The 12,858-nt window shown below is 66.2% G+C and carries 9 protein-coding genes, 2 pseudogenes and 1 other annotated feature; of the genes and pseudogenes, 9 read left to right on the top strand and 2 right to left on the bottom strand.

The window, feature by feature from the left end:
• Window positions 1-1,734: 1,734 nt before the first annotated feature.
• From L0C25_RS04175 to L0C25_RS04145, 7 genes and pseudogenes are all read left to right on the top strand, one after another.
• A complete protein-coding gene (locus L0C25_RS04175) occupies window positions 1,735-2,817 on the top strand; it encodes an IS110 family RNA-guided transposase (protein ID WP_271635158.1) in 1,083 nt (360 codons plus the stop codon).
• 397 nt (window positions 2,818-3,214) lie between these two features.
• Window positions 3,215-3,850 (top strand): annotated as a pseudogene (locus L0C25_RS04170) (leucine zipper domain-containing protein); the annotation flags it as partial.
• A 55-nt stretch (window positions 3,851-3,905) separates the two neighbouring features.
• On the top strand, window positions 3,906-4,232 hold the full coding sequence (locus L0C25_RS04165) for a transposase (protein ID WP_271635156.1): 327 nt from the start codon (window positions 3,906-3,908) through the stop codon (window positions 4,230-4,232).
• Window positions 4,190-4,318, top strand: a sequence feature (AL1L pseudoknot). (Overlaps the previous gene by 43 nt.)
• Window positions 4,226-4,960, top strand: a complete 735-nt coding sequence (locus tag L0C25_RS04160) for an IS3 family transposase (protein WP_271635155.1) — start codon at window positions 4,226-4,228, stop codon at window positions 4,958-4,960. (Overlaps the previous feature by 93 nt.) The genes L0C25_RS04165 and L0C25_RS04160 overlap by 7 nt, the downstream gene beginning before the upstream one ends.
• 197 nt (window positions 4,961-5,157) lie before the next feature.
• Complete coding sequence (locus tag L0C25_RS04155) at window positions 5,158-6,294, top strand: IS110 family RNA-guided transposase (protein WP_271635154.1); 1,137 nt, start codon at window positions 5,158-5,160, stop codon at window positions 6,292-6,294.
• Window positions 6,295-6,312: 18 nt separating this feature from the next.
• Window positions 6,313-7,022 (top strand): annotated as a pseudogene (locus tag L0C25_RS04150) (IS3-like element ISPfr13 family transposase); the annotation flags it as partial.
• Window positions 7,003-7,614 (top strand): enoyl-CoA hydratase/isomerase family protein, encoded by a 612-nt coding sequence (locus tag L0C25_RS04145; protein WP_271635152.1) that lies wholly within the window; start codon window positions 7,003-7,005, stop codon window positions 7,612-7,614. The pseudogene L0C25_RS04150 and the gene L0C25_RS04145, both read left to right, overlap by 20 nt.
• A 287-nt stretch (window positions 7,615-7,901) precedes the next feature.
• Here the strand turns inward: L0C25_RS04145 and L0C25_RS04140 are convergent, their stop codons facing one another.
• A complete protein-coding gene (locus L0C25_RS04140; RefSeq protein ID WP_271635150.1) occupies window positions 7,902-8,234 on the bottom strand; it encodes a hypothetical protein in 333 nt (110 codons plus the stop codon).
• Window positions 8,210-9,187 carry a site-specific integrase gene (locus tag L0C25_RS04135; RefSeq protein WP_271635149.1) on the bottom strand — a complete coding sequence of 326 codons (978 nt, stop codon included), beginning with the start codon at window positions 9,185-9,187 and terminating at the stop codon, window positions 8,210-8,212. The genes L0C25_RS04140 and L0C25_RS04135 overlap by 25 nt, the downstream gene beginning before the upstream one ends.
• Window positions 9,188-9,337: 150 nt before the next feature.
• Between L0C25_RS04135 and L0C25_RS04130 the strand changes: the two genes are divergently transcribed.
• Together L0C25_RS04130 and L0C25_RS04125 are read left to right on the top strand one after the other, a co-directional pair.
• A complete protein-coding gene (locus tag L0C25_RS04130) occupies window positions 9,338-10,588 on the top strand; it encodes an IS256 family transposase (RefSeq protein WP_271635148.1) in 1,251 nt (416 codons plus the stop codon).
• A gap of 280 nt (window positions 10,589-10,868) precedes the next feature.
• Window positions 10,869-12,854, top strand: coding sequence for a thioredoxin domain-containing protein (locus L0C25_RS04125; protein ID WP_333908565.1), 1,986 nt, complete (start codon window positions 10,869-10,871; stop codon window positions 12,852-12,854).
• Window positions 12,855-12,858: the final 4 nt, after the last annotated feature.

The raw sequence follows: 12,858 nt of genomic DNA, 5'->3' as shown, positions 1-12,858 counted from the left end.
GTGTGTGACGAACAGCGCTCCAATGCGGTGTCGACCAGCTCGGCCAGCGGCGCAAGAATCCCCGTCTGCAGGGTGTGCCGCATGGGCCGCGGTCGGGACCAGAGCACACCCCAGGACTGCCTCGGCCCACACGGGCCACCTCACGAGAGGTTACCGACCGCGCTGAGCAACTATGTACATGTTCGATTCCTCGCTGTCGGTACTGCCCGGCGTGCGATGCGTTCGACCAGTGCGCACCGGCGAGTAAGGGGCAGCGGCCGACTTAACGCCCGGATGCCCGGCCGAGCCTATTAGCCGGGGAGCGGCAGATCCTCCGCTGCGGAACATCGTCATCGTCGCTTAAACCGGCCGAGGGCATCCGGATGGCATCGGCGCGGCATTGGTGCTCGGCACACTGCGCAGGCAGAGTCCACGGGGCCCGAACGCCGACCGGAAAGCGTCGATATGCCGCCAACAACTAACGTTCGTACCGAGTTGTCTAAGCCTCCGTGCCCATCGGAGATGAGCGGGCCGGTGGCTGAGGGCACAGCCGAGGTGCCGATGACGTCCCTGCTACCGGCCACGTCGCCACGGCTGGGAGTCGACCACGACCATGTCATGGACCTTGCGACCTCGTCGTTGACGTTGCCGCCGATTCTCGTAAATAAGCGTTCGATGAGGATCGTCGACGGTATCCACAGATTCCATGCCGCGCGGATGAGGGGTGCGGCGTGTGTCGATGTCTGGTGGTACTACGGCGACGAAGAGTCTGCATTCGTGATGTCGACATGGACCAACTTGGTATACGGGCGACCCCTGTCATTGCTTGAACGGACAGCAGCTGCCTTGCGAATACTACGCGTTCACTCTGGGTGGACCGACGCCTTTATCGCGACGATTACCGGACTGGTTACCGAGACCGTTGCCGAGATTCGGGGTAGGCCAGGTCTGGTTCACACCTACTGGGCGTGACCCGAATGTCACGGGCATCAAATGGTCAGCGACGAATTCCACCACACGCACCTTCTCGAGGACACGAACAGAGGTGCCAGTCGATTGTTCGAGTTGGTGTTCGAGGCAAGCGTCGGTGACCAAATCCTACGCGGCGTCGATCTAGTCGAACTCGATGACGAACGCGACCTGATCGCCACGTTCACCGTTCTGGCCCGACCGATTCCTGTATTGATGTCACTCGGGGACCGGATGCGGGGCAGTTAACTCACGGAAGCGCGGAAGGACGGCAACCCGCTCCTCCCGTTAGCTAGCAAATCTGAATCGTGGTGGTGACGTCATGTGCTTAACCCAGCAAGTACGACCTCGGGTACGACGCGCTGGTCGGGCAGCCGAGACCAGCACTGTCAACTACGGAGCCGCCTCTGGTCAGGCTGATCGGGTAATCGTACCTCGTTTCGTATGCATCACGCGTGGCCTGCGGCGACGGGCAGTCCCTCTGGCGCGGCGGTACCGTCCACGATCACGACTTCTTGACCATGTTCGAGATGAACCGTGATCTGATCGTTCGGCTAAAGGTTATGCGTGCCCAACTAGCCGGCACTGAACCAGAACCGTCGGTAGCCACACGCCCCAGACCGGGCGCCAGTGCGGCCGGCCCCTGCAGGAGTGGTCGCGATCTAGACGGTATGACGCGACCCGGTCGTAGTGACGGGGTTGCGGGCCGGGGCCTCACTCACAACATTCGTGGGTTACCGAGTAGGGCTGCCTGCTCGGTCTATCCGACATTTGTGGGAGGCCCCGGTGTTCACCGAGCGTACGAGTGTGGGGCTCGACGTGCACGCACGGTCGGTCGTTGCGGCAGCGATCGACGGCGTCACGGGCGAGCTCTTTCAGAGCAGATTGACCCCATCGCACGAGCACATCCGTTCCTGGCTTGGCGACCTGCCGGGTCCGGTGGCGGTGGCCTATGAGGCGGGTCCGACTGGGTTCGGTTTGTCCCGGTCCCTGGCCGCAGCGGGGATCAGGTGCGAGGTCGTCGCCCCGAGCAAGCTTCAGCGTCCCAGTGGTGACCGCGTCAAGACCGACGCGAAGGACGCGGTGCACCTGGCACGGTTGCTGCGGCTGGACGAGTACACCTCGGTGGCGATCCCGAGCACCGACCAAGAGCACGCCCGTGACCTAGTCCGCGCACGTGAAGACGCTCGTGGTGACCTGATGCGTGCACGTCACCGGCTGTCCAAGCTCCTGTTGCGCCAGGGCGTCGTCTACTCCGGCGGACAGGCTTGGACCGATGCCCACGACGCGTGGCTACGCCGCCAGCGGTTCGATTCGCCGTCGCTGCAGATGACCTACGAGTCCGACTACGACGCGGTCCTGACTGTGAAAGCGCGTCGTGACCGGCTCGACGAGGCAATCGCGGTGATGGCGGCGAACAGCGAGTTCACACCGATGGTGCGGCGGCTGAGCTGCCTACGTGGTGTCAGCAACCTGACCGCACTCGCGCTCGCAGTCGAGCTCGGCGACTGGCACCGGTTCACGGGGAACACCATCGGTGCGTTCGTCGGTCTGGTCCCGTCGGAATACTCCTCCGGACAGTCACGGGTGCAGGGATCGATCACCAAGACCGGCAACACCCACGTCCGGCGGCTGCTCGTCGAGGCAGCGTGGCACCACCGAGCCCGCTACGTCGTCGGCAAAACAATGCGTGACCGATGGGAGCTCGCTTCGCCAGCGGCTCGTGCTCGCGGCGACGCCGGCAACCATCGGCTGCATGCTCGGTGGAACCTCTTCCGGGAGCGTCGCAAGCGACACGTGGTCGCGAACGTCGCCATCGCCCGCGAACTGGCCGGCTGGTGCTGGTCCCTGGCAGTACTCGAGAACTAGCCATTCCCAGACCGCTTCGCCGACCAACGTGGTGGAAGCAGCGCGTGGAGCGACCCGCGATACAGCTATGAGCAGCCCAGCCCTGCTGGACGACGCTCGACTCTAGACACGCGGTCCCGCTCCTGCCGAACACCCCGTCCTGCGGTAACCAACCCGCGCATATCAGTCTGACCGCGCGTCGCCAACGACACGCTCACCACCGACCAGGTCAACGAAGCAGAGGCGCCCGCCCCCACCAACGGGGACGGGCGCCTCACCCTGCCACTTGACAGGAAGCCACTACATATCAGTTGTACTCGGCCGGGAGGTTGGTGACACTCCGGGCCGGTTGTTGACGTAGCGAAGACCTCCGGGTGCGGTGGGCGATGTCTAGGTCGTCTACCGTCCGGAGGTCTTCGTGTCCCACCGTAATGCCCGGTTGAACGTGCGTGGCCGGCAACTTCTCGTCCAGCGTGTCTGCGAACAGGGTTGGGCGGTCGCGCACGCCGCGAAGGCCCAGGGCGTCTCGCGCCAATGCGCCCATCGCTGGGTCAAGCGCTTCCGCGCCGAAGGCGAGGCCGGTCTGGAGGACCGTTCTTCGCGCCCGCACCACTGCCCGAATCAGACCCCGGTCGACGTCGAGGAAGCGATCGTGGCCAAGCGCCGTGAGGAGCGGCGTGGCCAGGATTGGCTCGGGCCAGAGCTCGGCGTGCCGGCCCGCACAGTGTCACGGGTCCTGCGCCGCCACGGTGTCCCGTACCTGCGGGAGTGCGACCCGCTGACCGGTGAGGTCATCCGTGCCTCGAAGACCACGGCGGTGCGCTACGAACGCGAACGCCCGGGCGAGCTGGTCCACATGGACGTGAAGAAGGTCGGCAAGATCCCCGACGGCGGCGGATGGAAGGCCCATGGCCGTCAGATGGGCTCAACCGGGGCCAAGAATCGAGCCCGGATTGGCTACGACTACGTTCACTCGATGGTCGATGACCACTCACGACTGGCCTACTCCGAGATCCTCCCCGACGAGAAGGGCCCGACCTGCGCCGCGTTCATCCTCTGAATCGCCCCGGGTTTGGTGGAGGGTCTGATTCCCCGAGAGGATGATGACCATGCCAGCACCGAGGAAGTATCCGCAGGAGCTTCGTGAGCGTGCGATGCGGCTCGTGAGTGAGGCCCGGAAGGAAGATCCGGAGCTGTCGTTGAACGCGGCGGTGGTGCGGATCGGGCAGCGAACTGGCGTGAACGCCGACACGTTGCGCGGCTGGTGCAAGCAGGCTGCGATCGATGCGGGCGAGCGCCCTGGAACCACGACGAGCGACGCGCAGCGCATCAAGGCGCTGGAGGCCGAGGTGCGCGAGCTCAAACGCGCCAACGAGATCCTGCTGGCGGCCTCGTCGTTCTTCGCGCGGGAGCTCGACCCGCGACTGCCGTGGTAGTCCAGTTCATCGACGACCATCGTGACCGGTTCGGAGTCGAGCCGATCTGCCGTGTGCTCACCGAGTATGGGGTCAAGATCGCTCCGTCCGGCTACTACGCCTTCAAGACCCGCCCGGACTCGGCAAGGACGACTCGTGACGCGGAGCTGATCGCCGAGATCGAGCGGGTGTTCTTTGACCGCAACCTCGGCCGCGGGATCAGCGGAGCCCGGAAGATCTGGCGGCTGTTGCGCCGCGAGGGCATCCAGGTTGCCCGCTGCACGGTCGAACGTCTCATGCGCCAGCAGGGCTTGCGCGGTGTCCGTCGGGGCAGGAAGTTCGTCCCCACGCGGCCCGACGAGACGGCGATCCGGCCTCCGGATCACGTTCAGCGCCGATTCCGAGCGAACCGCCCGAACGAGCTGTGGGTTGTCGATTTCACCTATGTGCCGACCTGGTCGGGCATGGCGTTCACGGCGTTCGTCACCGATGTCTACTCGCGTCGGACCGTCGGGTGGCGGACGATGTCGCGGATGCCGACCGACCTGCCATTGGACGCGCTGGAGATGGCCCTCTGGGTCAGGGACCGCGCCGGCGAGGACGTCACCGGCGTCATCCAGCATTCGGATGCCGGGTCGCAATACACCGCGCTGCGCTACTCGGACCGGCTCGCCGAAGTCGGCGCCGTCGCCTCGATCGGAACCGTCGGAGACAGCTACGACTGTGAGCACAATCGGTGTGCCGTCTGACTGGTGTCTGACCCTTGCCTACGACTGGCCACGGTGCCTTGGCGTTGATCTGTCGACACCGGTCGGGCGGCGATCAACGCACACGCCGGCTGGCCGGGAGGGCGGTGACCGAATAGGGGCCTGATCGCCAAACCCGACCCATCACAGTCTTGTCCTACCCGCCCGACCAGCTGGCTTCGACCACCGGAAGGGCAGCCATGACCAGCATGACCGTCGAACCCGCCGAGTCGGTAGTCAGCCGACAGATCGTTGTCGGTGTCGACACCCACAAGTACGCCCACGTTGCCGTCGCCCTCGATCATCTCGGCGCGCGAATCGCCGCACAGCATGTCGCGGCCAACCGCGAGGGGTATGCCCAGCTCGAGGCCTGGGCAGCATCGTTGGCAGGCAACGGCAGAGTCACCGCCTACGGAGTCGAGGGAACCGGCAGCTACGGCGTCGGGCTCGCCAGCTTCCTGCGACGCACCGGCCACCGGGTCATCGAGGTCAACCGCGGTGACCGCCGCAGCCGTCGCAGCAACGGCAAGAGCGATACCCTCGACGCCGAAGCTGCAGCACGCGCAGTGCTCGGCGGCCAGGCCGTCGCGGTCCCGAAGTCCGCCGATGGCACCGCAGAGATGATCCGACAGATCAAGATCGCCCGCGATACCGCACGAAAGGCGAAGACCAGCGCCATCGTGACCCTCAAAGCTCTCGTCGTCACAGCGCCCGCGGACCTGCGCGAACAACTCGCTGGCCTGTCCGACAAGGCGCTCATCGACCGATGCGCATCTCTGCGCCCGGGAGCGGTGACGTCGCCGACCGCCAGCGCGAAGCACTCGCTGCGGACACTCGCGAAGCGATTCCAGGCGCTTCAATCGGAGATCCGCGAGCACGACACGATCCTCGACGACCTCACTCACGCGCATTCCCCCACGTTGCGCGACGGGATCGGCATCGGCGCCGACACAGCCGCCGAGGTGCTCATCGTCTTCGGCGATAACCCCGAGCGCGTTCACTCAGAAGCGGCCTTCGCAAAGCTGTGCGGCGCCAGCCCTGTCCCCGCCTCCTCAGGCATGACCAACCGTCACCGACTCTCACGGGCGGGACATCGTGAGGCAAACGCGGCCCTCTACCGAGCAGTGATCGTGCGGATGAGGTTCCACCAGCCGACGATCGACTACGTCGCACGGCGGACAGTCGAAGGCCTGTCGAAACGCGACATCATCCGCTGTCTGAAGCGCTACCTCGCCCGCGAGATCTACCAAGCCGTCATGACCGACCACCGAGCGCGACAACGACTCGCCGACCACGCATCCGTGAAGCGCCCCAGGTTTGATGCCGCATCTTTCTGAGTTGGAAGGATGCAGTTCATGCCTAAGAAGATCGATGATCAGGTCAAGTCTCGTGCGGTGCGGCTGGTGACTGACCACCAGCAGGAGTACCCGACGCTGACGGCTGCCTGTGCGGCCGTCGCCCGGCAGGTCGGTGTCGGCAAGGAAAGCGTGCGCCGCTGGGTGCGGCAGGCTGAGGTCGACGGTGGTCAGCGGGAAGGCAAGTCGAGCGAGGAGCTGGCTGAGATCAGGGAGTTGAAGGCCAAGGTTCGCCGGCTGGAGGAGGACAACGAGATCCTCAAGGCGGCGACAGTTTTCTTCGTCGGGGAGCTCGACCCCCGCAACCGCTGATCATGGGGTTCATCGACACCATGAGAAGCGAGGGACATGCGGTCGAGTCGATCTGCCGGGTGCTGCGTGAGCAGGGCTGCCAGGTCGCCGCACGGACCTACCGATCCTGGAAGCGGCCTGGCCGGAGCGTCGCTGAGCGCACCGTTACGGACGCGATGGTGGTCGACGCTATCCGCGACCTCGCCTGGGGCATCGACGAGCACGGTCGCCGCAAGCTCACTCCGGAGGGTCTGTATGGGCGGCGGAAGATGACCGCGCTGCTGCGCCGCACGTCCATGCCCGAGGCCTCGGCGGGCGCGGTGGACCGGGCCATGCGTCTGCTGGGGCTCAAGGGGGTGCGGCGCGACAAGAAGGTGCGCACCACGATCCCAGCCAAGGATGGCAAGCGGGCCGGTGATCGGTGCCGGAAGGCGATTCTGCGCCGGGGGAGACATCGAGTCGTTCGTTGAGTCGGCCGACCAGCCGGCATACCTGAGGCGTCTCGCACTTGAAGCCGATGCGGCCACCCGTGCGCTCACCGACCTCGCCAAGCCCGTCGTGGCGGGGGTCCACGGTGCGGTGGCAGGCGCGGGACTGGCGCTCATGCTGAGCTGCGACATCGTCGTGGCGGACCCCGGAACGAAGTTCGTATTCGCATACCCCTCCATCGGACTGACCCCGGACTGCGGCCTGTCCTATCTGCTGCCCCGCGCCGTGGGACAGCAGCGGGCTCTACAGTTTGCATTCGCGGGAAAGCCGGCGTCCGTCGACGATGCGCTGGCAATGGGTCTGATCGCGGAGTCGGCCGACGATGTCGCCACGCGTGCTGGCAGGCTTGCCGTTGAGTTCGCCGCCGGTCCAGCGCGGGCTCTTGGGGAATCCCGTCGATTACTGCGTGCTGGATGGGAGACTGACCGCGTGGCCGCAGGAGTAGAGGAGGCCCGCACCATTAGCGAGTTGGTGACCGGCCCGGAGGCAGCGGAACTCATTCGCCGATTCATGGCTCAGTGAACGGCGCGCCGAATCCGCCGACCGTACAGGGCGAAGCTGTGGTCTTTGTCGGCCGCTACAGCGAGCGCCGTGCGCATGGGTGAGGCGCCGCCTTGCTGCAGCGCCGGCTACGGTGGAGTACTCCGGTCATCCGACGCCGTTGGTTACGTTGCCCGACCTTAGATCGCGAAACCCGATGTCGCGCGCGACGCAACCCACCGGAGTAGCCGTGATCCGCCGACCGCGTGGAGGAGCACGATTTGACGCCGGAGGGGAGCCGAAGTGACGCAAACTAGGTGGTTGGTCGTCTATCGGTGGGCGAGTTTGCTGACTGAGTCGCGAAGTGCATCTTCGCCTGCGCGAACGTAGTGGTTGAGTACCGTGGTGAGTTTGTCGCCGAGGTACTGGGCGACAACTTCCCACGGCTCGCCGAGTTCTTCGTGGAACCACTTGGTCGCTGCGTGGTGACGCAAGTTGCGGTAGACGATGGTGCGTGGCCAGGCGTTGCCGGGATCGTTCGTATCGACCCAGGCGCGGATGCGGTGCCAGCGCTCGTTGTGCAGTTCGGGTTTCGCTGGCCGCCCTGTGACGGTGTCAATAAAGAGCCACTGCTCGTCTAGGGGAGGACGGGATAGTTCCACCAGGCGAGGGTGTTGTCGGTCTCGCGTGTGGCGAGGGTCGCGCGGCGCTGTCGTTCTTCCTCCTGGGCATTGGTGACCTGCTGGAGTGACGCGTTGGCGGGGAGTTTGAGGAGTTCCTTCACTCGGGGTAGTAGTTCGTTGTGCAGGACGGACCGGGGGATGGGGACTTCGTGGATAACGTGGTTCTTCACGGGACCGCGAAAGCCTGGGGAGTGCCGTGGCGTTGTCCAGCTGCCGTTGACCTGTACGTAGCCTCGTTCGAGGAAGACATCGATCGCGCGGAGCCCGTTCTGCTCACCGAGTCGCAGGCCGCCGAAGCCTGCGACCCGGATCTTGGTCCCGAACAGCGGAAGGCGGGTCAGCAGCGGATCGGTCCCGCCCGGGCCGCAGAGCGTGTCCGCGGCTCGGGCCATCGCCTGGACCTGGCGGGTCTCGGGTCGCAGGCGAGGCTCGACGTAGTGGGTTGTAGCGCCGTGCAGGACCGCGGCGCGACCGATCTCCAGCCCGTCGAGCGGGTCGATGCTCCGGTCGAGCCAGCCCAAGCGCCACGCAAGCTTGCGCATGGCGGCGAGCACACCGCGCAGGTCCTCGCGCCCACGGACTGAGTGGATGCTCTTCGAGCCCTTCTCCATCACCCTCCGGCTGTGCTCGACCCGCCACTTCGACACGAGGACATCGCCGATAGCAGGGACGATATGCGCGTTGACCTTAGACTCCCGCCCTTGGATGGTCCGAACCGTCCGCCCTCTCTGCTTGCTGTCGTCGATGTACTCGGCCGCCAAGGCCTCGATCGTTCGGGTGGCCCGCTCCGAGGCGCTGGCGGGCGTCTCCTGCTGGGTATCGAGCGCGGCCTCCGCCTGTGCGAAGATCTTCCGTGCCTCGGCCTCCGTGCTCGCCCGACGAAGCACGCGCTTCCATGGCTCCCCCTCGCCCGCGGGAACCTTGAAATACACCTGATACTTGGTGCCGCCCGGCGGGGGAGCAGTGGCGTCCGGCAGAGTGGTGTATCGGTTCCCCGGTGAGCGTGTCGCCTGAGTAGATGACGGTCATCGGGTGATCCTTCGAGTGATCTCTCACAACCGACTCGAAGAAAGAGCACCGCGATGACCGTCAAGCCCAGTATCGACCCTGCACGCCTGTTGGCCGAACAGCTGGATCAGGCGAGCCCTGATCTGCTCCGCTCGATGTTGCAGACCTTCGTCAACACACTGCTGTCTGCCGAGGCCGATAGCGTGTGCGGCGCCGAGTACGGCGCTGTCTCCGAGGAACGTGTGAATCGTCGTAACGGCTACCGCCATCGTGACTTCGACACCCGTGCCGGCACCCTCGATGTCGCGATCCCGAAACTGCGGCAGGGCTCCTACTTTCCGGAGTGGCTGCTCGAGCGTCGCAAACGTGCCGAGAAGGCACTCACCAGCGTGGTTGCGACCTGCTATCTGCTCGGCGTCTCCACGCGGCGGATGGACAAACTCGTCGAGACCCTCGGGATCACCGGGTTGAGCAAGTCGCAGGTCTCGGACATGGCCGCCGAACTCGACGCACACGTGGAGGAGTTCCGCACCCGCAGGCTCGACGACGCCGGACCGTTCACGTTCGTCGCCGCCGACGCGCTGGTTCTCAAGGTCCGCGAAGGCGGCCGCGTCGTCCCCGTGCACGCCCTCGTCGCGACCGGCGTCAACGCCGACGGCCACCGAGAGATCCTCGGCGTGCACGTCACCTCTGCCGAGGATGGAGCCGGCTGGCTGGGGTTCTTCCGCGACCTTGTTGCCCGCGGCCTGTCCGGCGTGCGACTGGTGACCTCCGATGCGCATGCCGGGTTGACCGCCGCGATCGCCGCGACGCTGCCCGGTGCGGCCTGGCAGCGGTGCCGCACCCACTACGCGGCGAACCTGATGGCCGTCACTCCGAAGTCCAGTTGGGGGTGGGTCAAGGCGTTGCTGCACAGCGTCTACGACCAGCCCGACGCCGAGGCCGTGCACGCCCAGTTCGACCGCGTTCTCGACGCTCTGGCCGACAAGCTCCCGGCCGTGGCCGAGCATCTCGAGAATGCCCGCGCCGACATCTGCGCGTTCACCGCGTTCCCGAAGGAGATCTGGCGCCAGATCTGGTCGAACAACCCCAACGAACGCCTGAACCGTGAGATCCGCCGCCGCACCGACGTCGTCGGGATCTTCCCCAACCGCGACGCGATCATCCGACTCGTCGGCGCCGTCCTCGCCGAACAACATGACGAATGGGCAGAAGGCCGCCGCTACCTCGGCCTCGACGTGCTCGCCCGCTCACAGGCCATCGACACCGACGAATCCACCGACGAGGAGGTGACCGAACCCGAACTCCCCGCCCTCACAGCCTGACCAACCAACGAAGGATCACACGAACGCGATACACCACGCCGCAGGACTTGACCGGGGGAGCGTAGAGACGGACGCGCCACGGCCAGCGGGCATCATCGAACCGACGCTCCTTGCCTTGCGCGAGCAGCGTGGACTTCCGACGGGTGGCCATGTTTGTCACCTCTAGGCTTGAGTTGCTGGAAGCAGAACAGCGCCTTCAGGTGCGGCACAGGATCATAGTTTGCATCAATTTATTGCATCACTCGAGGCAAATTGATGCAACCATCACTGGAACGGAGTCATGGCGATGGCCAATCGCTTGGCCGGATCGACAAGCCCATATCTTCAACAACATGCAGGTCAGCCCGTAGATTGGTGGGAGTGGGGACCTGAGGCTCTTGCCGAGGCGAAGCGTCGTGATGCACCAATTCTGCTCAGCGTCGGGTACGCAGCCTGCCACTGGTGCCATGTGATGGCGCACGAGTCCTTTGAAGATCCCGACACCGCCGCGTACCTGAACGAGCACTTCGTCGCCGTCAAGGTCGATCGCGAGGAGCGGCCGGACGTTGATGCGGTGTACATGGGCGCGACGCAGGCGATGACCGGTCAAGGCGGCTGGCCGATGACCTGCGTGCTGACGCCCGCCGGCGAGCCGTTCTTCGCCGGTACGTACTTTCCGGGCGAGGCGCGCCAGGGGATGCCGGCGTTCCGCCAGGTGCTCGAGGCCCTGGTCGATGCGTGGCGTACCAAACGCGAGCAGATCGCGACGATCGGAGCCGAGGTCGTCGGGCATCTCCGCGCCACCGGGAGCGTCGCTTCCCAGCCGCTGGGCGAGGACGAGCTCGACGCCTCCGTACGCACGCTCGCCACCCAGTACGACGCGGAGGCGGGAGGCTTCGCGGGCAGCCCGAAGTTCCCGCCGTCGATGGTGCTCGAGTTCCTGCTGCGGTACGCGGCGCGTACCGGATCGTCCGACGCGCTCGCGATGGTCGAACACACCGCTGAGTCGATGGCGCGCGGCGGGATGTACGACCAGCTCGGCGGTGGGTTCGCCCGGTACAGCGTCGACCGGTACTGGCGGGTGCCGCACTTCGAGAAGATGCTGTACGACAACGCGCTGCTGCTCCGGCTCTATCTGCACTGGTGGCGGCAGACCGGCTCGCCGTTGGCCGAGCGAGTAGTACGTGAGACCGCGGAGTTCCTGCTGGCCGAGCTACTCACCGACGAGGGTGGTTTCGCGTCGGCGCTCGATGCCGACACCGACGGCGTCGAGGGTGCGTACTACGTCTGGACGCGCGCGCAGCTCGTCGACGTCCTCGGCGAGGACGACGGCGCATGGGCCGCATCGCTCCTCGAGGTCACGGACGCGGGAACGTTCGAGCACGGCACCTCGACGCTGCAGCTGCTCACCGATCCGGACGACCAGGGACGGTGGGCCACGGTGCGGGAACGCCTGCACAAGGCACGTTCGGAGCGTACGAAGCCCGCTCGCGACGACAAGGTCGTCGCGGCCTGGAACGGTCTCGCGATCACCGCGCTCGCCGAGGCGGGCGTCCTCCTCGACGAGCGCGCATGGTGCGACGCGGCCGTACGCGCAGCCGAACTGCTCGCCACGGTGCACACGCCGGCGCCTGGACGCCTCGTGCGTACCTCACGCAACGGACGCGCGTCGCACAACGCCGGTGTGCTCGACGACTACGGCTGCGTGGCCGAGGCATACGTCGCTGTTCTCGGTGTCACCGGCGATGCCGCCTGGCTGCGCCGCGCGGAAGAGCTGTTGTCGACCGTGCTGGAGCAGTTCGCCGACGGTGACGGCTTCTACGACTCGGCAGCCGATGCCGACCCGCTGGTGGCGAGACCGCGCGATCCCGGTGACAACGCGTCGCCGTCGGGCACGTCCGCTGCCGCGGCGGCACTCGTCGCGTGCGGCGCGGTGACCGGCGAGTCGCGGTGGCGCGACGCCGCCGAGGCGGCCGTACGCGCCGCGGGTTCCGTGGCGACACAGGCGCCGCGCTTCGCGGGATGGACGCTGAGCGTCGCGGAGGCACAGCTGGCCGGTCCGGTCGAGATCGCCGTTGTCGGTCCACCCGGTGATGAGCGCGAGCCATTGCATCGGGCTGCGCTGAGTACGACATCGCCGGGGGCCGTGGTCGTCGCGGGCGAACAGGGGACCGAGGTGCCGCTGTTCGAGAGCCGGGTCCTGGTCGACGGCCGCGCGGCAGCGTACGTCTGTCGCAACTTCGTGTGCGAGCGTCCGGTCACCGACCCGTCAGCACTCACCGTCTGACCGC

Source organism: Solicola gregarius (assembly GCF_025790165.1).
In the GTDB taxonomy this organism is placed as follows: Bacteria; Actinomycetota; Actinomycetes; order Propionibacteriales; family Nocardioidaceae; genus Solicola; species Solicola gregarius.
Note: the sequence above shows the minus strand (reverse complement) of the source record. Positions and strands in the feature narration are given on the sequence as shown.